This window comes from Martinezella paranaensis, assembly GCF_014200235.1.
Taxonomy (GTDB): Bacteria; Pseudomonadota; Alphaproteobacteria; order Rhizobiales; family Rhizobiaceae; genus Rhizobium; species Rhizobium paranaense.
Genome location: NZ_JACHBI010000001.1, coordinates 1080719 through 1100810, shown reverse-complemented (window position 1 = coordinate 1100810; position 20092 = coordinate 1080719). Strand labels below are relative to the sequence as shown.

22 protein-coding genes and 1 tRNA gene are annotated in these 20092 nt (G+C 59.1%); 8 read left to right on the top strand and 15 right to left on the bottom strand.

All coding sequences use genetic code 11. The features are described from left to right. Position 1 precedes the first annotated feature (1 nt). The 4 genes from GGD50_RS05400 to pcsA are packed head-to-tail and all read right to left on the bottom strand — an operon-like array spanning position 2 to position 4416. Positions 2-1087, bottom strand: coding sequence for an ABC transporter permease (locus GGD50_RS05400; protein ID WP_107107985.1), 1086 nt, complete (start codon positions 1085-1087; stop codon positions 2-4). Beyond that, positions 1077-2651, bottom strand: a complete 1575-nt coding sequence (locus GGD50_RS05395) for an ABC transporter ATP-binding protein (RefSeq protein ID WP_107107984.1) — start codon at positions 2649-2651, stop codon at positions 1077-1079. Before GGD50_RS05395 ends, GGD50_RS05400 begins: the two co-directional genes overlap by 11 nt. Before the next feature lie 40 nt (positions 2652-2691). Next, the gene (locus GGD50_RS05390; RefSeq protein ID WP_107108141.1) at positions 2692-3672 is read right to left on the bottom strand and encodes a quinone oxidoreductase family protein; all 981 of its coding nucleotides are present in this window, start codon (positions 3670-3672) and stop codon (positions 2692-2694) included. An 18-nt stretch (positions 3673-3690) separates the two neighbouring features. Then, a complete protein-coding gene (gene pcsA, locus GGD50_RS05385; protein ID WP_107107983.1) occupies positions 3691-4416 on the bottom strand; it encodes a phosphatidylcholine synthase in 726 nt (241 codons plus the stop codon). A gap of 213 nt (positions 4417-4629) precedes the next feature. Here pcsA and GGD50_RS05380 point away from each other — a divergent pair, with 213 nt between their 5' ends. After that, positions 4630-5832: a UbiH/UbiF family hydroxylase gene (locus GGD50_RS05380; protein WP_107107982.1), complete on the top strand. Its 1203-nt coding sequence runs from the start codon at positions 4630-4632 to the stop codon at positions 5830-5832. Here GGD50_RS05380 and GGD50_RS05375 read toward each other — a convergent pair. Together GGD50_RS05375 and GGD50_RS05370 are read right to left on the bottom strand one after the other, a co-directional pair. Beyond that, positions 5809-6771 carry an AEC family transporter gene (locus GGD50_RS05375; RefSeq protein WP_107107981.1) on the bottom strand — a complete coding sequence of 321 codons (963 nt, stop codon included), beginning with the start codon at positions 6769-6771 and terminating at the stop codon, positions 5809-5811. The two genes, GGD50_RS05380 and GGD50_RS05375, sit on opposite strands and share 24 nt — an antisense overlap. A 43-nt stretch (positions 6772-6814) precedes the next feature. After that, positions 6815-7567, bottom strand: a complete 753-nt coding sequence (locus tag GGD50_RS05370; RefSeq protein ID WP_107107980.1) for a cytochrome c biogenesis CcdA family protein — start codon at positions 7565-7567, stop codon at positions 6815-6817. A 203-nt stretch (positions 7568-7770) separates the two neighbouring features. Between GGD50_RS05370 and GGD50_RS05365 the strand changes: the two genes are divergently transcribed. Beyond that, the gene (locus GGD50_RS05365) at positions 7771-7983 is read left to right on the top strand and encodes a helix-turn-helix domain-containing protein (protein ID WP_107107979.1); all 213 of its coding nucleotides are present in this window, start codon (positions 7771-7773) and stop codon (positions 7981-7983) included. A gap of 154 nt (positions 7984-8137) precedes the next feature. On the opposite strand, the gene GGD50_RS05360 is transcribed toward GGD50_RS05365, so the two are convergent. After that, positions 8138-8213, bottom strand: a tRNA-Lys gene (locus tag GGD50_RS05360). A 481-nt stretch (positions 8214-8694) separates the two neighbouring features. Between GGD50_RS05360 and GGD50_RS05355 the strand changes: the two genes are divergently transcribed. From GGD50_RS05355 to GGD50_RS05340, 4 genes are all read left to right on the top strand, one after another. Further along, on the top strand, positions 8695-8901 hold the full coding sequence (locus GGD50_RS05355; protein ID WP_107107978.1) for a hypothetical protein: 207 nt from the start codon (positions 8695-8697) through the stop codon (positions 8899-8901). Between the two features lie 136 nt (positions 8902-9037). Continuing rightward, positions 9038-9295, top strand: a complete 258-nt coding sequence (locus GGD50_RS05350) for a GlsB/YeaQ/YmgE family stress response membrane protein (RefSeq protein WP_107107977.1) — start codon at positions 9038-9040, stop codon at positions 9293-9295. Positions 9296-9469: 174 nt separating this feature from the next. Continuing rightward, positions 9470-9676, top strand: coding sequence for a hypothetical protein (locus GGD50_RS05345; RefSeq protein WP_028753159.1), 207 nt, complete (start codon positions 9470-9472; stop codon positions 9674-9676). Positions 9677-9859: 183 nt separating this feature from the next. Beyond that, a complete protein-coding gene (locus GGD50_RS05340; protein WP_107107976.1) occupies positions 9860-10474 on the top strand; it encodes a GntR family transcriptional regulator in 615 nt (204 codons plus the stop codon). Positions 10475-10601: 127 nt separating this feature from the next. Here the strand turns inward: GGD50_RS05340 and GGD50_RS05335 are convergent, their stop codons facing one another. The 5 genes from GGD50_RS05335 to cysG form a co-directional block, all read right to left on the bottom strand. Continuing rightward, positions 10602-11414 (bottom strand): ferredoxin--NADP reductase, encoded by an 813-nt coding sequence (locus GGD50_RS05335; RefSeq protein ID WP_107107975.1) that lies wholly within the window; start codon positions 11412-11414, stop codon positions 10602-10604. A gap of 235 nt (positions 11415-11649) precedes the next feature. After that, positions 11650-12162: a DUF934 domain-containing protein gene (locus GGD50_RS05330; protein ID WP_107107974.1), complete on the bottom strand. Its 513-nt coding sequence runs from the start codon at positions 12160-12162 to the stop codon at positions 11650-11652. A 10-nt stretch (positions 12163-12172) separates the two neighbouring features. Then, a complete protein-coding gene (locus GGD50_RS05325) occupies positions 12173-13846 on the bottom strand; it encodes a nitrite/sulfite reductase (RefSeq protein ID WP_107107973.1) in 1674 nt (557 codons plus the stop codon). 7 nt (positions 13847-13853) lie between these two features. Beyond that, on the bottom strand, positions 13854-14168 hold the full coding sequence (locus tag GGD50_RS05320) for a DUF2849 domain-containing protein (RefSeq protein ID WP_107107972.1): 315 nt from the start codon (positions 14166-14168) through the stop codon (positions 13854-13856). A gap of 3 nt (positions 14169-14171) precedes the next feature. Beyond that, positions 14172-15608, bottom strand: coding sequence for a siroheme synthase CysG (cysG, locus tag GGD50_RS05315; protein ID WP_107107971.1), 1437 nt, complete (start codon positions 15606-15608; stop codon positions 14172-14174). Positions 15609-15902: 294 nt separating this feature from the next. Here cysG and GGD50_RS05310 point away from each other — a divergent pair, with 294 nt between their 5' ends. Both GGD50_RS05310 and mazG read left to right on the top strand, forming a co-directional pair. Then, positions 15903-16490, top strand: coding sequence for a deaminase (locus GGD50_RS05310; protein WP_107107970.1), 588 nt, complete (start codon positions 15903-15905; stop codon positions 16488-16490). 25 nt (positions 16491-16515) lie between these two features. Next, positions 16516-17352, top strand: a complete 837-nt coding sequence (gene mazG / locus GGD50_RS05305; RefSeq protein WP_107107969.1) for a nucleoside triphosphate pyrophosphohydrolase — start codon at positions 16516-16518, stop codon at positions 17350-17352. A 97-nt stretch (positions 17353-17449) separates the two neighbouring features. Here mazG and hflX read toward each other — a convergent pair whose 3' ends face one another. The 3 genes from hflX to GGD50_RS05290 form a co-directional block, all read right to left on the bottom strand. Beyond that, entirely contained in the window at positions 17450-18811 is a 1362-nt protein-coding gene (hflX, locus tag GGD50_RS05300) for a GTPase HflX (protein ID WP_181316057.1), read from the bottom strand. 48 nt (positions 18812-18859) lie between these two features. Then, complete coding sequence (hfq, locus tag GGD50_RS05295; protein WP_007693481.1) at positions 18860-19102, bottom strand: RNA chaperone Hfq; 243 nt, start codon at positions 19100-19102, stop codon at positions 18860-18862. A 108-nt stretch (positions 19103-19210) separates the two neighbouring features. Continuing rightward, positions 19211-20074: a D-amino-acid transaminase gene (locus tag GGD50_RS05290; protein WP_107107967.1), complete on the bottom strand. Its 864-nt coding sequence runs from the start codon at positions 20072-20074 to the stop codon at positions 19211-19213. Positions 20075-20092: the final 18 nt, after the last annotated feature.

The window sequence follows — 20092 nt, the reverse complement described above, 5'->3', positions numbered from 1 at the left end:
GTCATGCCGCACCTCCCCGAACCCGCGACCAGACCAGCCGGATCTTATAATTGATCAGCGTATCGCAGGAGAGCACGAAGAAAAGCAACAGCCCCTGGAAGACGCTCGCCGCCTTGGCGGAGATGCCGGGTGACAATTGCGCCGCCTCGCCGCCAAGATAGGTAAGCGCCAGTACAAAGCCGGAGAGGATCGCGCCAAGCGGATTGAGACGCGCCAGGAAAGCAACGATGATGGCGGTAAAGCCGTAGCCAGGCGATATCGCCGGCTGCAGATGGCCGATCGAGCCCGAAACCTCGGAAATGCCGGCAAGACCTGCTAATGCACCGGAGAAGAGGAAGCCGAACCAGACCATTTTTCGCGAAGAGAATCCGGCGAAACGCCCTGCCCGTTCCGATTGGCCGAGAACGGTTATCTCGAAGCCCTTCAGCGTATATTTCATCATGAACCAGGCAAGGATCGCCGCGACGATGGCAAAGACGATACCCCAATGCGCCCGGCCGGAGTCCGCCCAGATCGCCGGCAGCACCCCCTCCGGCGGAAAATCGATGCTCTGCGGGAAATTATGGCCCTGTGGATCGCGCCATGGCCCGCGTGACAGCCAATCCAGGAAGAGCTGCGCGATATAAACGAGCATCAGGCTCGTCAGGATCTCGTTGGTATTGAAATGCGCCTTCAACAACGCCGGAATCGCGGCATAGAGCGCGCCGCCAATGGCACCTGCGATCAGCATCAGCGGCAGGACCATCGGTGAATGCCAATCGGTGTAGACGATCGGGATATACGAGCCGACGACCGCGCCGATGGTGAACTGGCCTTCGGCGCCGATGTTCCAGTTGTTGGAACGATAGCAGACACAAAGGCCGACGGCGATCATGATTAGTGGCCCGGCCTTGATGGCCAGTTCGTGCAGCGACCAGACTTCCAGCAGTGGCTCGACGAAGAAGGCGTCCAGCGCCTCCACGGGGTCCTTGCCGAGGACGGCGAACATGATGGTGCCGGCGATCAGCGCCAACGCGAGGGCAAGCAGCGGCGACAGGAAGCCGAACAGTTTCGAAGCCTGCGGGCGCCTTTCCAGTTCAATGCGCATGCATAGGCTCCGAATGCGTCTTTGATTCATGCAGGCCGCCCATCAGGAGGCCAATCTTTTCCCGCGTCAGCTCGCCCGCTGGATAGGCCTGCGACAGCCGCCCTTCGGAAATGACGGCGATGTCGGTGGCAACCTCGAATATTTCGTCGAGATCCTGGCTGATGACCAGCACGGCCGAGCCGTTGCGGGCAAGATCGACCAGTGCCTGACGAATATGGCTCGCGGCACCCGCATCGACACCCCAGGTCGGCTGATTGACGACCAGCACGGTCGGCTGTCGGTCAAGCTCTCGGCCAACGATGAACTTCTGGAGATTGCCGCCGGAGAGCGAGCCGGCAGTCGGGTCCTCGCCGCTCTTGCGCACGTCCATGGCTTCGGAAATGCGCTTGGTCGCCTGTTTGACCGCACCACGCCGAATCACTTTCAGGAAGCCGCCGCCAAGAAAAGCACGGCGGTCCGATTTGCTGCGGGCGAGCACCAGATTGTCCGATAGCTTCAGCCCCGAAACCGCCGCATGGCCATGACGTTCCTCCGGCACAAAGCCGGCACCTAACAGGCGGCGCGCGTTGATACCCTTGGTCCCGACCGCTTGGCCACGCACGAAGATCAAATTGTCCGATGGCACGGTGTGTTCACCGGAAACGATGTCGAACAGTTCGCCCTGCCCGTTTCCGGCAACGCCGGCGATCGCCAGAATCTCGCCGGCGCGTACCCGCAGCGAAACGTTCTTCAACGACATGGCAAAGGGCGTGCGGGCAGGCACCGAAAGACCGGCAATCTCGAGCTGGATGTCGCCCTTTTTACCAAGCCCTTCATGCTGCACGCTGGCAACATCGCTGCCGACCATCATACGAGCCAACGAGCCGGGCGTTTCCTGCCGTGGGTCGCAGGCACCGGTTACCTTGCCATGGCGCAGCACCGTGGCGCGGGAGCAGATGCGTTGCACCTCCTCCAGGCGGTGGCTGATATAGAGCACCGAACGGCCTTCGTCCCGGAGCCGGAAGAGCGTTTCGAACATACGATCGGCTTCCTGCGGGGTCAGCACGGAGGTCGGCTCGTCGAGGATGATCAGCTTCGGATTCTGCAGTAGCGCGCGGACGATTTCGATACGCTGGCGCTCGCCGACGGAAAGATCGGCCACATGCGCATGGGGATCGAGCGGCAGGCCATAGGCTCGCGATAGGCTGGCAGCCTCCTCGGCGATCTTGCCGATCGGGATGCTGTCATCAAGGGAAAGGGCAATATTTTCAGCGACCGTCAGCGCTTCGAACAACGAGAAATGCTGAAACACCATGCCGATGCCGAGCTTACGCGCTTCGCCAGGCGAACCAATGGAAACGGGTTGGCCTTGCCAGGCGATCTCGCCCTCGGTTGGCTCCAAAACGCCGAACAGCATCTTCACCAGAGTGGATTTGCCTGCGCCGTTCTCACCGAGCAAAGCGTGAATCTCGCCCGGTCGAATTTCCAGATCAATTCCATTACAGGCAGCAAAGCTACCGAACAGCTTCGTCAGCTTGCGAACCGACAATAACGCGCCGGTTGCCGGCACATCGAATGACGACACGTTCCCCTCATTTCCTTCCCACTGTCCTACCCTTTCGGATCTATGGGATCAGCAGCGTAGTTCCACTCGTTTTTCTTGTTTCCAGATCCGTGTGCGCGCGCCCCGCATCGCTCAACGGATAGGTCTGGTTGATATTGATACGCACTTTGCTGCCTTGCACAACAGCAAATAATGCTTTTGCGCTGGCTCTCATTTCCTCAGGGGTGGCGATATAGGCGAAAAGGCTTGGCCGCGTAGCAAAAAGCGAGCCCTTCTGATTAAGGATGGCAAGGTTAAAATTTTCAATCGGACCAGAGGATTGGCCGAAAGTCACCCACATGCCGCGCGGCTTCAGACAATCGAGGGAGTGCGGAAACGTATCACGGCCAACCGAGTCATAGACGACATCGACACCCTTGCCGCCGGTAATCTCGCGGACGCGGTCGACGAAGCTCTCGCTGCTGTAATCGATCACATGGTCATAGCCATGTTCCAGCGCCAGTTTCACCTTTTCAGGCGAGCCGGCGGTTCCGATCACCGTGGCGCCGAGCGCCTTTGCCCATTGTCCGGCAATCAATCCGACGCCACCGGCCGCAGCATGAAATAGCAGCACCGTTTCCGGACCGACCTTGAAGGTGCGGTTGAGAAGATATTCGGCCGTCATACCCTTCAGCATCATCGACGCCGCGGTCTCGAGCTCGATATCATCGGGTACCTTGACGATAAAACGCGTCTCGATATTGCGCTCGACGCTGTAGGCGCCATCGCTGCCGACATAGGCAACGCGATCGCCGACCGCGAAATCGCTGACACCCGGGCCTACGGCCGTTACCGTGCCGGCCGCTTCCTTGCCAAGCGGCAGCGGAAAATAGGGCGCCTTGTAAAGACCCGAACGGAAATAGACATCGATGAAATTCAATCCGATCGCAGCATGGCGGATCTGCACCTCGCCGGCGCCTGGCGGCGGCAGGTCGACCTCTTCCAGCTTCATGACCTCCGGACCGCCGTTTTCGTGAATGCGAATGGCGTGGGTCTTCTTCATGCTCATGTCTCGCAAATCCTACTGGCGTCCGAGGGACGGGAAAAACTGCAGCACGGCGCCGATGCAATAGAGATAGATGCCGGTAACGATAAACAAGATAACGGCCCATTCCGGCATGACGAAATGCATGAGCAATGAATACACTCCGAGCGCGGACCAAAGCAGGAATATGCCGAGATTGAGCGGCCGCAGCCGCTTGACCCGCACCGGATGCAGGAAATTGATCGGCAGGAATGTCAAAACAACCGAAACGCCGACCAGCACCATGGCAGTCACCGCGCTGGCGTCGATGACGAAGAGCGTAAAGACGATCATGTTCCAAACGACAGGGAATCCGGAGAAGAAATACTCCCCCGTCTTCATGCCCGTGTCGGCATAATAAATGGCACTGGATACGACGATCATGCCTGCGGCGACGAAGGACCAGGGCTCACCGATCATGCCCTTTTCGTAGAGCGCGAAGGCGGGCAGAAGCACATAGGTCACGTAGTCGATGATGTTATCCAGCGTGTCGCCGGACCAATTCGGTAAAACTTCCTTGACGCTGACCTTACGGGCGATCGGACCATCGATGCCATCGACAAGCAACGCCAGGCCGAGCCACCAGAACATATCGACAAAGCGATGTTCCGCCGCTGCAACAACGCCGAGAAAGGCAAGGAATGAGCCGGATGCCGTCAAGATATGTACGGAAAAGGCGCGGATTTCCGCGTAAGGCACCCGCTTGTAATTGAAGATTTTCATCCGCCCCGTTACTCGCCTGCTTATCTACCTGCCCCGGCAGGCGATTTTTCTTGCTAATATGCACCCTTTGCCCGGCGCTGCCAGCGCAAAAGCGTCCATGTACCATAGGCTAGCGCGAGTTCTTGTCATTTTCACCCGCTGCGATGTTTCATCCCATGGATTTCAACAGGCTAAGCGTCTATTTTCAGAAAGAAAGATAATTGAGGCATCGATATGAAGCAGGTTGAAGTGGCCGTCATCGGCGGCGGTCTGGCGGGCATGATCGCGGCGATCGCCTTGGCGCGCGGCGGACGAGCCGTTGCGCTCATAGCCCAGCCGCATAACAAGGCCGACCGGCGGACGACGGCGCTGATGGACCAATCGATTCGCTTCCTGGAGCGGTTGACGCTCTGGGACAGGATTGCGCCGTCCACCGCACCGCTGACCACGATGCAGATCATTGACGGCACCACACGGCTGCTGCGTGCGCCGACCGTCGCCTTCCGCGCCTCCGAAATCGGCCTCGACGCCTTCGGCTACAATATACCGAACGCCGCACTGCTCAGCGCTCTTAGCGAAGCCGCAAAGGCGGAAGGCAATATCACGCTTATCGAGACGGCGGCTTCTGAGGTGACTGTGCGCGACGATGGCGTCACCATCACTCTCGAAGACGGCGATATCGTTGAAACGGCTTTGGTCGTCGGTGCGGACGGGCGCAATTCGATGGTGCGGGAAACGGTGGGGATCAAGGTCAAGACGTGGTCTTATCCGCAATCGGCCATGGTGCTGAACTTTGCGCATTCGCTGCCGCATCAAAACATCTCTACCGAATTCCATACGGAAAGCGGGCCGTTCACCCAGGTCCCCCTGCCCGGCAATCGCTCGAGCCTCGTCTGGGTGCAAAAGCCGGCGGAAGCCGCCGCCAATGCTGAGAGATCGCTGGAAGACCTCGGGCGCCTCATCGAGGACCGTATGCAATCGATGCTCGGCAAGGTTACTGTCGAGGACAACGTCCAGGTCTGGCCGCTCTCCGGCATGACGGCCTATCGCTTCGGCAAAGGCCGCGCCGCGCTGATCGGCGAAGCCGCGCATGTTTTCCCGCCGATCGGCGCGCAAGGGCTGAACCTCAGCCTGCGCGATATCCTGACGCTCGTCGAAATTCTGGCGAGCCCCACAGGGCAGCCGATTTCAGCATCCGCCGGCGACAGTTTCGACCGCCGCCGCCGTGTCGATATCATCAGCCGGACGGCGAGCGTCGATCTGCTGAACCGTTCCCTGCTTTCGGATTTCCTGCCCGTCCAGATGTTGCGAGCAGCAGGGCTGCATGTCCTTTCAGCCATTCCGCCATTGCGCAACATCGTCATGCGCGAAGGCATCGAGCCAGGCGGCGGCTTGCGCGGTTTTCCGTCGATGCTACGGGAAAAGTTGCGCCGGTAAGGCACCGGACTTGATCAAATAAAGCACCAGCGAGACCGTCACCACCGAACAAGCGGTGGTGATCAGGATCGTCGCGGAGGCGCGCTCCTGCCAGACGCCATATTGCTGGCCGATGACGAAGACATTCGTCGCCGTTGGCAGAGCCGCGAGCAGCACCGCCGATTCGATCCAGATCGGATCGAAGCCGCCGACCGCCTGCAGCACGACATAGACGACCAACGGATGCAGAATGAGCTTGACCGGCACGATATAGCCGATCTCGGCCGGTATGCGTTTCAGCGGCCGCAGCGCCAATGTCACGCCCATGGCGAACAAGGCGCAGGGTGCGGCCGCCTGAGCGAGATAATCGACGAAGTGCTGGAAGGGAGCTGGCTGGCCGACCGAAAAGGCCGCGGCGGCAAAGCCGAGGGCCGTCGACAGGATGAAGGGATGCAGCAGCACCCTTCTCGCGATGTCGGCGGCAAGCCGCCATGGCGAACGTTTATCGCCGCCCTCGATTGCCATCAGCGCCGGCGCGACGATGAAATGCAGCGCATTTTCAAAGCAGACGATCAGCGCCACCGGTACGGCGGCCTTCTCGCCAAGCGCCAGCAACGCTAAGCCCGGCCCCATGTAGCCGATATTGCCGTAGGCACCGGCAAAGGCCTGGATCGTGCTATCGGCCAGCGAATTGCGACGCAGGAAGCATCCGACCAGGAACACCAGCAGAAAGATCAGATAGGTCGCGGCAATGTCGGTGGCGATGAAATCGACTCGCGTCAATTGTTCGATCGGCGTTTGCGAGACGAGCTTGAAGAAGAGGGCCGGCAACGCGGCGTAGATGATGAAGGTGTTGAGCCAGCCAAGCGCCTCAGCCGACTGTTTGGTGATGCGCGCGGCAATATAACCGACCAAGATCAAGCCGAAGAACGGCAGCAACAGACCGACAATGTCAGCCATCGGGCACATCCATTTTGGCGATTGGAGACAGGACGGGAGTTGCTTAGCCGATTTGCATCAGGATTGGAAAGGTTTGCTGAAACCAGATCGCCATGTCGCTGACATAGCCAAATATGAACGCCAGGCCGGTCAGCACGAGCAGCCCGCCCATAACCTTCTCAACCGTGCCAAGATGGCGGCGGAAGCGGACAAGAAAGCTCATGAAGGCGCCCGAAAAACCGGCGGCGATCCAGAAGGGGATGGCAAGGCCGAGCGAATAGATGGCGAGCAGCCCGGCGCCGGCGCCGATCGTCTCCCGCGAAGCCGCAACGCCGAGGATTGCCCCGAGCACCGGGCCGATGCAGGGCGTCCAGCCGAAGGCAAAGGCGAGGCCCATGATATAAGCACCCGTCAGCGTCGCCGGTTTGCCGCCCCCTTGGAAACGGGCCTCGCGAGCAAGAATGCCAAGCCGAAAAACGCCGAGGAAATTCAAGCCCATGACGACGATGATCAGGCCGCCTATTTTCGCCAGGATATCGAGATGCTGGCGTAGCAATATGCCGATCGAGGACGCACCGGCGCCAAGCGCAATGAACACGGTCGCAAAGCCGAGCGTGAAGAACAGCGCCGAAAACAGGACATTGCCACGAACGCTCGGCCCCGTCGCAATAGCCGCTCCACCACCGCGGAATTGCTCGACAGAAATGCCGGCCATATAGCAGAGATACGGTGGCACCAGCGGCAGGACGCAGGGCGAGAGAAACGAAAGCGCTCCGGCAAGCAAGGCGCTCAGAAGCGAGATATCGGCAAGCGACACGATAGACTCCGGCTATGTCATTCAGCCGTCTTACTAGCGTTGCCGGGGCCGGAACGCCAATCACCTTTTCGCGGGCGAAGCGGGCACAAGGCCGCACCCCTACCGAATAAAGATTGCTTCATATACTGCTAATATCCGAATTTACTCACAGCAACATTGACGTCATTTCTTCTAGCTCTCCAATGATTGCAAGGGAGCGTATCATGGCGGCTGTTGTTACAGAGCATTCCGAAACCTCCGTCGGCATGACGCCGGTGCACGATTCGTCGGCCACGGCCATGAGGCATAAAGAGGAAAGCGTTTTTCGCTTAAAGGCCGAGGGAAAGTCGATGGATTGCATCGCCCAAGAGGCAGGCGTCAGCCGATCGACCGTGACCAGAATCTTCCGCTATGTCGAACGAGCATCCGCCGGCTAGCAGACCGACAGGTGCGACGGCGCAGCAAATCGCTTGCCCGGTCGAGGCGGACACAGGTCGTTCTCATTCGGACATAGGGTAGACACGAAAACGGCTGAACAGGCCGGAGATAAAAGGCCCTGCCCTATAAACTGTCTGACTTTCCTGGATTTTTTGGTGAGAGCGATGGGATTCGAACCCATGACCTACTGATTAAAAGTCAGTTGCTCTACCGGCTGAGCTACGCTCTCCCTGTCCGCGGATGGTCACACCCCGGCTGGAAGTGCGCGGAACATATGCAGACGCCCTATTGCGGTCAACCCATAAAATCGCAGTTGCGGCGACGGACAATGCTTTTCCGCATGTCGACGTGGTGAAACCTGCCTGTCTCGATGCGCGACTTGGAAAGATCAGCGCATCAAGCAGTGGTTTCAAGCTGGAAAAAAGCAAGGATTGGTCGTTTTGATGATACGGAAGGGCATGATTCCTCAATTTAAGGATTATCTTATAGATTATTCTTGCCTTTTCGGGAGATTGCCGCAGACTTTTTGAGGGGCGACTACGCCTTTCTTATTCGAACGAATGACTCGGCGAGCGCCACGTCGGAATGTTACCACGGTTTTGATAGGATGTTTTTGAGCGAACACGGCATTATTGAATGCTAGTTGCCTGAATTCTTAAGATATCTGCCCGGTATCAGGTTTGGGCCGGCACTGGGGGTCGAGGGCGCCAATGAAGCAGAAATCCGAGCTCGATAAATGGTGCAAGGCACAGGAGCAATTTCTGCGTTTCCACCTGCATTGTCTGAAACAGGGCCGCATCCGCGTACATGTCGTGGAAAACAACCGGTTCATCGACACGACCGATGAAGTCGCCGAGGATTTGAGAAAACAGTTAGCCGATCTCAAAGCCTGTCTCGGCGCCCCGGAACAACGGTAACATTTTTCCCCAATAATCGCGCTTTGCCAGCCAGCGGCTCTGTTCGCAACCCAAACGCAATTGTTTGCGGGCCGAATCGCTTTTGGTGTATATCAACTTTTATCAGTAACTTGCCGATTCCTTGAGGAGGATATTTATGGAAGACGCACACGTCGGTTGGATCGCAGCGATCATTATTGGCGGCTTCGCCGGCTGGCTCGCCGAAAAGCTCATGGAAAGCAACATGGGCGTTATCATGAACATCATCCTCGGCATCGTCGGGGCAATTGTTGCTAGCTGGCTCCTTGGGGCCCTGCACATCGCATTGCCGTTCAACGCATGGCTCAACTATCTGATCACCGGCTTCATTGGTGCCTGCATCCTGATCTTCGTCGGTCGGTTGATCAGGCGATAGGCGCGCGCTGCGCGAGCAGAAAGCCGTCCGGACAGAGATGCTCAAAGGGAAGATGGGGATATCTCGTCTTCCCTTTTTTATTGTATTTATGTGACATTTTGCCTTTCACAACCCTTTTCAACCGCATCCGCAGCCCTAACTTTTGTTGGGTAGACGGAAGAGGAGGTTGGAAGCATGACCCAAAGCGCCAATCAGACGCCGGGCCGGAAAGTAATACGCGGTCGCCCCTACAGCATCGCCGAATTCGCACGAAAATATCGCCTCGACGACAAGGAAGCCAAGCGGCTGTTCGACAAGTTCGGACCGTCTTCGACGGAACTGGATTTGCTGATGGCTGCCAAGCGGAAGCCGCCGAGCCTATCCTCCGCAATCGGCTATTGACCCTATCTCACGGTCACGGGCTCCCCTCGCCCGGCCCTTGACCGTCCGATTCCACCAAATCAGAACTTTGACAGGTCCGGCAGGCGGGCTCGCAGCCGGCCGATCTCACCTGATATATCACCGTCGCTTGCCATCGCGACGACGCCATGGCAACTTGTGATATATCAATGGAATCGCCCGAGAATGCTGAATTCGCAAAGCCATCTTGCTTATCTCGCCCTTGAGCATCGGATCGTGACGTTGGCGCTGAAACCGGGTGCACTGGTCACGGAAAAGCAACTGATCGAATTGGCAGGCCATGGGCGCACGCCGGTGCGCGAGGCGATTCAGAAGCTGGCGTGGCAAGGGTTGATTCATGTAAGGCCGCGCGTCGGATTGCAGATCGCGGAGATTCGGCCGGGAGACCATATGCATGTGATGCAGGTCAGGCGCGAACTCGAACCGATCGCCGCATCGCTGGTCGCCAGCCATGCCACTGAGGAACAACGGGAACAGTTGCTTGAGTGCGCCCGGCTCATGAGTGATTGCGCCGCAACGCGCGATCTGCCTGGCTTCTTCGCTGCCGACAAGGCGTTCGATGAAATCCTTGAGGAGGCCTGTCCGAACGGCTTCATCACGGCCGCACTCGGACCCGTGCAGACGCATTCGCGCCGGCTCTGGTATTCGACCGCTACGCCCGATGGCATGGACCGGTCGATTGCGTTGCATGTCAGCGTCATCACGGCAATCCATCGGGGCGACAGCGATGATGCCCGCAAAGTGATGGCAACACTGATCGATTATCTCAGCGACAGATGAAAAAAGCGGCCTCGCTATCGAGACCGCCTTACCTATTCCGATATCCGAGAGCAGTTTCGCTTTTCACGAAAACGCGGAATTAGCCTATTTTGCAATCCCGGATGGAAAACTGCTTCGTATTTTTCGTTTAGCCGACGAAGGCGCGTTCGATGACGAATTCGGCCGGCTTGCTGTTGGCGCCTTCGTTGAGGCCTGCCTTCTCAAGCAGGTCCTTAGTGTCCTTCAGCATGGCCGAGGAACCGCAGATCATGCCGCGGTCGACCGCGGGATCCAACGTGGGAATGCCGAGATCGGTGAAGAGCTTGCCGTTTTCGATGAGATCGGTAATGCGGCCCTTGAAGGGAAACTCTTCGCGGGTGACGGTCGCATAGTGGCGCAGCTTGTCGCCGACGACTTCACTCAGGATTTCATCGTTGCTGATTTCCTCGACGAGGTCGAAGCCGTATTTCAGCTCTGCCACATCACGGGTTGTATGCGTGAGGATCACTTCCTCGAACTTCTCATAGGTCTCTGGATCGCGGATCAGGCTGGCGAAAGGCGCAATGCCGGTGCCGGTCGAGAACATATAGAGCCGCTTGCCCGGCGTCAGCGCGTCGAGCACCAGCGTGCCCGTCGGCTTCTTGCGCATCAGCACTTCGTCGCCCGGCTTGATGTTCTGTAGATGCGAGGTCAGCGGACCATCCGGCACCTTGATCGAGAAGAATTCAAGCTCATCGGCCCAGGCAGGGCTCGCGATCGAATAGGCGCGGTAAAGCGGCTTGCCGTCGACCATAAGGCCAATCATCGCGAACTCGCCCGAGCGGAAGCGGAAGCCCTGCGGCCGGGTCATCGTAAAGCGAAAGAGCCGGTCGGTATAATGCGTCACGCTCAGTACCTTCTCGGCAAAGACGCCGGCGGGCACTGCGGAAACAAAGTCTTCGGTCTTGGCGGGGGCGTTCATTCGGTCTCGGATCCCGTATTCGTCGTACACGTCATTCTTGGCAAGCTGCGTTTCGCGAGGCTGATATTATAATATAGCCCCGATTTAAAGGCATTCTATTCCATCACACGGCGCCGGCATAAAATATGCGTGTTCCGGTCAAGATTCACGCCATCATGTCAGCCATATATAGTCACTAGAATGCGGCAATCCGATGTATCTCGCATTGCCGCCACTCCTGGGGCTGAAAGCCGCATCAGGCCGTTTTGGCGGCCTGGCGGCGCCAGCTATAGGCTTGGCCGCCTTCGGAATGCCGGGCGGTCGGCTGATAGTGATGCGGAATGCCCGGCAGGCGCTGTTCCGAAAGCCGATTCAGCGCCGTCTCGTTGGTGACTGCGAAACTATCAATACCGACCCGCAACATCAATGGAACCTGGTCAATCAGCACATCGCCAACCGCACGCAGCTCGCTGGTGTAGCCGAGGCGCTGGCGCAGCAGCGAGGCGTGGCTGAAGGCGCGGCCATCGTTGAAAGCCGGAAACGCCACGGCGACGATCTCCAGGCGATCGAGATAGGGCTCCAGCCGGGTCACATCGTCAGCCGGCTTGATCAAGACGCCGAGGCCGATATCGTTGCTTTCCTCGGCCTTGGCAATCAGGGCATCGAGGCCGAGCAGCGGCTTCTGCTCTTCCGTCGCCTTCAGCTCATCGGTTTCGATGATCCAGGGATCGTTTGCGACAAAACCGGTTTCCCGCCAAATCTTCGTCATGGCCATCTCCTTACGCCGCTTCGGCCGCTGCCGAGCCGTAGAGCGCATCCTTGAAAGGCTGCGGTCCGACGCGACGATAGGCGGCGAGGAAGGTTTCGGAAGGCTCCAGACGCAGGCCGAGATAGGTATCGACGATCGTCTCGATCGCATCGGTCACCTTTTCCGGCTCGAAACCGCGGCCGATGATCTCACCGATCGAGGTATGCTCATCGCCGGAGCCGCCGAGCGTGATCTGATAGAGTTCCGCACCCTTCTTCTCGACGCCAAGCAGGCCGATATGGCCGACATGGTGGTGGCCGCAGGCATTGATGCAGCCCGAAATCTTGATCTTCAGCTCACCGATTTCGGCCTGACGCTCGGCCGAACCGAAGCGCCTGGAGATTTCCTGCGCAACCGGGATCGAACGAGCATTGGCGAGAGCGCAATAGTCGAGGCCGGGACAGGCGATAATGTCGGTGATCAGGCCGGCATTGGCGGTTTCGAGACCGGCGGCGACCAGGCCGCGATAGACGGCTTCGAGATCGGCCAGCGCCACATGCGGCAGGATCAGATTCTGCTCGTGGCTGACGCGGATTTCGTCGAAGGCATATTCTTCGGCGATATCGGCCACCACATCCATCTGCGCGTCCGAAGCATCGCCCGGAATACCGCCGATCGGCTTCAGCGAGATCGTCACCATGCCGTAATCGGGATTCTTGTGCGGCTGCACATTCTGCTGAACCCAGCGGGCAAAGGCCGGATCGGCCTTCTTCCAGTGGGCGAGGTTTTCCCAGCCTTCGGCGCGTTCCGGCAGAGCCGGAGGTGCGAAATAGGTCGCGATCGCCTGAACGTCGGCCTCAGGAAGCTTCAGTTCCGTGTCTTTCAGGTTTGCAAACTCGGCCTCGACCTGACGTGCCAATTCCGCAGCACCGGTTTCGTGCACGAGGATCTTGATGCGGGCCTTGTATTTGTTGTCGCGGCGGCCGTGCAGATTGTACACGCGCACGATGGCGGTCGTGTAGGACAGCAAGTCTTCTTCCGGCAAGAACTCGCGGATCAGCTTGGCGACCATCGGCGTGCGGCCCTGCCCGCCACCGACATAGACGGCAAAGCCGATCTCGCCCTTGTCGTTTTTCTTCAGATGCAGGCCGATATCATGCACCTGGATGGCGGCACGGTCGCGCTCGGCGCCGGTGACAGCAATCTTGAACTTGCGCGGCAGGAAGGAGAATTCCGGGTGAACGGAGGACCACTGCCGCAGGATTTCCGCATAGGGACGCGGGTCGGCGACTTCATCGGCGGCGGCACCGGCAAAATGGTCGGCCGTGACGTTACGAATGCAATTGCCTGACGTCTGGATGGCGTGCATCTCGACGGAAGCAAGCTCAGCAAGCACATCGGGTATATCGGACAGCTTCGGCCAGTTGAACTGCAGGTTCTGGCGGGTGGTGAAATGGCCGTAACCGCGGTCATAGGTGCGCCCGATATGCGCGAGCATCCGCACCTGGCGCGAGCTCAGCGTGCCATAGGGAATGGCAATGCGCAGCATGTAAGCATGGAGCTGCAGATAGACACCATTCATCAAACGCAGCGGCTTGAACGCATCTTCCGACAGCTCACCCGAAAGGCGCCGCTGCACCTGATCGCGGAACTGCGAAACCCGTTCCGCAACAAAGGCGTGGTCAAATTCGTCGTAGCGATACATGATTTCCTCAGACTGCAATGAATTCCGGATCGGCCGCGGCATAACCCGGCGCGTATTCCATCGTGGGACCTTCGGCGCGGATGCGCTCACGCAGGCGCAGCGGCCAGAGCTTGCCGGCGGTTTCCTGAACTTCAATCAGGTTGACGTCGACGACCTTGTTATCGGCATAAGCCTGCTTGCCGATCGCCTCGAGCGCGGCATCCGCCTCGGCATGACGAGCGACGAGCGCCTCCTGCAGCGAGGTTGCCCACTCACCATTGGCATCCAACCAGACGGCAATGCCATCGGTCAGCCGGTTTGCGGTCAAAACCTTGTCGACCATGGATCAGCTCCTTGCAAATTCTTGAGCGGCGGTCTCCTGGCGGACCAGCGGCTCGGACTGTTCGAAATTGGCGCCGGCGACAGCGTCGCCGATGATGACCATGACCGGACCGCCGAGTTCATCGCGATGCTCCAGGTCCGGCAGATCTTTCAAGGTGCCGTGCATCAGGCGACGGTCGCGGCGGCTGGCGTTCTCGATGACGGCGACGGTGGTCTCCGGCGGAAGCCCGGCTTCCATCAGACGACCGGCCACGGAAGCGGCGACCGTGCGGCCCATATAGACAGCGATGGTCGCGCCGGATACGGCGAGGCTCGCCCAATCCGGCAGGACGTTGCCGGTCAGGTCGTGACCGGTGGTGAAGACCAGCGACGAGGCGACGCCGCGCAGCGTCAACGGCAGCTCGAAATCGGCAGCCGCAGCAAAAGCCGAGGTGATACCGGGAACGATCTCATAGGTAACGCCAGCAGCGCGGAGGGCAGCCATTTCCTCAGCCGCCCTGCCGTAGACCAGCGGATCGCCGGACTTCAGCCGCACGACGCGCTTGCCGTCCTGACCAAGCTGCACCAGCAGATCATTGATCTCTTCCTGGGATTTCGTGTGGCAGCCCTTGCGTTTGCCGACGGAAAGACGCTCGGCGTCACGGCGGCCCATATCGACGATCGCCTGTGGGACGAGCGCGTCATAGACGATGACATCGGCTTCCATCATCACGCGTTGAGCGCGCAGCGTCAGCAAATCTTCCGCGCCAGGACCGGCACCTACCAGCCACACATGACCCTCGACCTTGTGCATAGAGTGCAGCAAGCTGTCGGCGGCACGTTCGGCTTGCAGCAGATGACCGGCGCTGACGGCGTCAGCAACAGGGCCGGAAAAGAAGCGGCGCCAGAAGACGCGGCGGGCGACGCCACGCGGCACCAGGCGTTCGACGGATTTGCGATAGCTCGTCGCCAGTTCTGCGAGCTTGCCAAGCGAAGGCGACAGCAATTGATCGATCTGCGCGCGGATCATCTGCGCCAGCACGGGGCCGGCGCCTTCGGTGCCGATAGCGACAGCGACCGGGGCGCGATTGACCAGCGCCGGCGTGTAGAAATCGCAATAGTCAGGCTGATCGACGGCGTTTGCCGGAATTCTTGCGGCGCGGGCAGCGTCAACGATGGCGCGGTCGGCTTCGGCATCACCGGTGGCGGCGAACACCAGGGCAGCGCCCTCCACCTGATCGGGCGAAAAAGCCGTTCGCACGGTCTCGATGCGATTGGCGATCAGGAAGGAATGATAATCGGCTTCCGGCGTTTGCGCGTAGGCGACGATCTTCGCCTGCGTATTCATCAGCAACCGCGTCTTGGCAAAGGCTTCATCACCATTGCCGAACACAGCCGCGATCCTTCCTTCCACGCGAAAGAAGGCGGGAAACACCGAAAGCTGTTGAGTCCTGGGAGGCATCATTATTCCACTTCGAGATTGCCCGAATATCACCTTACCGGCCAGGAGATTGAAGAAACAGAAATTCTAATGCTCCGCCGAGTCCGTATTCTTTTGCTCGACATCTCTCCGATTTGAGCAAAACTCACCAGTCAGTCAGAATAGCATAAATACAGGAAATCCATAGACTTTTAGGACTTCTTGCTATCAAGGACATTCCTATTGCCTGTGGCAAATGGAGTCCATACGTCATTTGCGCATTCCGCCGTGCCGGCAATGCCGTTAAGATGAAGAAAATATCTCGGAGTGTTCCGTTTGTCCGCCAACACCATCGCCGCCCGCCTCCTCGATGTCATGGAACACGATATCCTGCCGCTGACGCAAAGGGGCGTTGCCGCCGGAAACAAGGTTTTCGGCGCGGCGATCCTGCGTAAATCCGACTTGTCGCTGGTCATTGCCGAAACGAACAACGAGCTCGAAAATCCGCTTTGGCATGGCGAAGTACATGCGTTGAAGCGCTTCTACGAACTCGGCGAGAAGCCTGCGACCAAGGAGCTGATCTTCCTCTCCACGCACGAGCCCTGCACCATGTGCATGTCGGCCATCACCTGGGCCGGCTTCGATAATTTCTACTATTTCTTCAGCCATGAGGATTCCCGCGACGCTTTCGCGATCCCGCATGACCTGAAAATCCTGAAAGAGGTCTTCGGGCTGGAACCGGGCGGCTATCGCCGGCAGAACGCCTTCTGGAACAGCTTTGCGGTCGCCGATCTCGTCGAAACGGAAGCGGACCCGCTGAAGGCGGCGCTCAAGGAACAGACGGCGCGCATCAAGGCCGCCTATGCCGCGCTCTCCAATCGCTACCAGGCGACCAAGAGCGACAACGACATTCCACTAAACTGAAATAGACAAGACCATAGAGGCCACGATGGAAGCATCGCGAGACATATCCCGCCTGATCGAAATCATGGCGGCACTGCGCAACCCCGAGACCGGTTGCCCGTGGGACATCGTCCAGACCTTCGAGACCATCAAGCCCTATACGATCGAGGAAGCCTACGAGGTTTCCGATGCGATCGAACGCAGGGATATGGACGATCTTTGCGAAGAGCTCGGCGATCTCCTGCTGCAGGTCGTTTTCCATGCTCGCATGGCTGAGGAAGCGGGCGAATTCTCCTTCGGCGATGTAGTGGAAGCCATTACCCGCAAGATGATCCGCAGGCATCCGCATGTCTTCGCTGTCTCCGGCGCCGATACGCCCGACGCGGTGAAAGTGCAGTGGGAAGAGATCAAGGCGCAAGAGAAGCGCGAGCGCGCCGAGCGCCGGGCACGCCGGGGAATCTCCGAGGATTTCAAAACCGGTTTTCTCGGTTCGGTGCAACGCACATTCCCCGCTTTGACCGAGGCGCTGAAATTGCAAGAACGCGCCGCCAAGGTCGGCTTCGACTGGTCAGCGCCCGAGCCGATCCTCGACAAGATCGAGGAGGAAATCGACGAATTGCGGGTGGCACTTGCAAGCGGCGACAAGGCCAAGGTCAGCGACGAACTGGGCGACCTGATCTTCGCCGTCGTCAACATCGGCCGGCATGTGAACGCGGAGCCCGAGCAGGCATTGCGGGGCACGAACACGAAATTCCGCCGCCGTTTCAATCACATCGAAACGACACTCGCCGCCGAAGGGGAAACTCTCGACGGCGCTTCTCTGGAGCGGATGGAAGATATCTGGCAGGCGGCGAAGGCGATCGAGCGTCAGCTCGCTGAATAGAGCAAATCCAGCGCGAAGCGGTTTTCCGTCCGGAATTGCGGAAAAAACAAAGGGATAGAGCGGTTCTTCTGTGAAAAGTTGAACCACTCTAGGACGTCTATTCCCAATCCTCGCGCTGCGGCTTCGGACCATTGCCCATGCGCCGCTCCAACTCCGCCGCTTCCGTCTCGGTCAAGCGCAAATCCAAGGTGACGGTGCCGTCCTCGTTGTCTTCGCGGCCATCGACGATGGCGTAATTGTAGAGCCACGGCAACAATGCCAGCTTGTCGAGGGGCAGCGTGATCGTCGTCTCGGTCAGGACACCGGAGAGCCGGCGGCTGATTTCGTTCATCAGGCGATCGACGCCCTCGCCGCTCCTTGCCGAGACCGCGATGACGTTTTCAGCGGTCGATGCCTTCTGGACGATGGCATCATGCGCCTCCGGCTCCAGTCGGTCGATCTTGTTCCAGACTTCGAGGATGCGCTCCGCCCCTTCCGCCTCGCCGATGCCGAGATCGCCGAGGATTCGCATGACATCGGCGCTCTGCGCCGGATTGTCATCATCGGAGAGATCGCGCACATGCAGGATCAGGTCGGCTTCCAGGACTTCTTCCAACGTGGCGCGGAAAGCGGCCACCAGATGGGTCGGCAGGTCGGAAATGAAGCCGACGGTATCGGAAAGGATCACGGTGCGGCCATGCGGCAGCTTCATGCGCCGCAGCGTCGGATCGAGCGTCGCAAACAGCATGTCCTCGGCCAGGACACCAGCACCGGTAATCCGGTTGAACAGCGTCGACTTGCCGGCATTGGTGTAGCCCACCAATGCCACGATCGGATGCGGCACCTTCTTGCGCTTGGCACGGTGAAGCTGGCGGGTGCGCACCACCTGCTCCAGCTCGCGCTCGAGCCGGATGATCCGCTCCTGCAGCATGCGCCGGTCGGCTTCGATCTGTGTTTCACCGGGGCCGCCCATGAAGCCCGCACCGCCGCGCTGGCGCTCAAGGTGGGTCCAGCTTCGAACCAGCCGGCCCTTCTGGTAGTTCAAATGCGCAAGATCGACCTGCAGCGTGCCTTCCTTGGTGGAGGCGCGGCGGCCGAAGATTTCAAGAATCAGACCCGTGCGGTCGATGACCTTGGCGTTCCATTCCTTCTCGAGATTGCGCTGCTGCACCGGCGTCAGCGGATGATCGACGATCACCAAGCCGGCATCGAATTCGTCGAGTAGCGCGCGGATTTCCTCGATCTTGCCGGTGCCGAGAAGTGTCGCCGGACGCGGATCGCTGATCGGCACGATCGAGCCATTGACGACGTTCAAGTCGATGGCGAGTGCCAGACCCTTGGCTTCTTCGAGCCGGCTTTCGGGGGAACGGATGGTCGTCGCCCCATCCGCCTGCGCGGAGCGCGACGCGCGCGCCTGCTTCAGGACGGGCACAATGACGACAGCATGCGTGTCATCCCGATGCTTCGCAGTTTCCGGGATGATGGAATCGTTTTTCGTATCGCGTGTCGTGATAACGGCAAATCCTAGTTAGGATGCGACTTCTTCGCTTTCGAACATCTGCATCGGTTGGCCAGGCATGATCGTCGAGATCGCATGCTTATAGACGAGCTGTGAATGGCCGTCTCGGCGCAGCAGGACGCAGAAATTATCGAAGGACGTAACAACGCCCGTGAGCTTTACGCCATTGATCAAAAAGATTGTGAGTGAAATCTTTTGCTTGCGAACAGTATTGAGAAATAGGTCCTGCAAGTTTTGAGAACGTTCCGCCATCGCGCCGCTTCTTTCTTTTTTGCCAGCCTAAGCCGGTGAAATATCAAGATATACTGAGACCCCGGAAAGGAGATACCCTCACTTTCTCCTCTCCAGCGAATGTTGGTATCAAATCGCAGTCTTTTCCGCAACGTCGAAAAAGGCTTCGCGAATTTTCTGCGAAACGCTCCCGGGATGACCGTTGGCGATCGTCTGGCCGTCGATGGCAACCACCGGAAAACAAATGCTGGTGGCGGCCGTAATGAACACTTCGCGCGCCGCCATCATCTCCTCGACGGAGAAGAAACGCTCGACAACGGTGACCTCCAGTTTCGCGGCGACATCCATCAGCGTCGTGCGCGTGATGCCGCGCAGGATGCCGTGCTCCGCCGGGCGTGTGACCAGGTTGCCATCCGTATCGACGATCCAGACGTTGGTCGCAGCCCCCTCCTTCACCATACTATTATGATCGATATAGATCGCTTCCTGTGCGCCGGCTTCCTTGGCCTGCTGGCGAGCCAGCGCATTCGGCAGAAGCCCGACAGACTTGATGTCGACCCGATCCCATCGATTGTCGCGCACGGTGATCGCCTTGATGCCATTGGCATTTTTCTTGGCGATGACGGACGGATCGGTGCTCTTGGCGGTGACCACGATCGAGGACGGCGTGCCTTCGGCCGGGAAGACATGATCACGGCGGGCGACGCCGCGCGTCACCTGCAGATAGAACAGGCCGTTGCGGACGTGATTGCGGCGCAGCGTCTCGCGAATCACATGGATCAGCGCCGCGCGGCTCATCGGCCAGGCGATGCGCAGTTCGCCGAGTGAGCGGTTGAGACGGTCGAGATGGCGGCTCAGATCGACGATCAAGCCGTGACGGACCTCGCAGACCTCGTAGACACCATCGGCAAATTGATAACCGCGATCCTCGACATGGACCATTGCATCGCTGTGGTTGACGTAACGGCCGTTCACATAAGCTATTCTCGGCATGGCGGACCCTGATCAGAA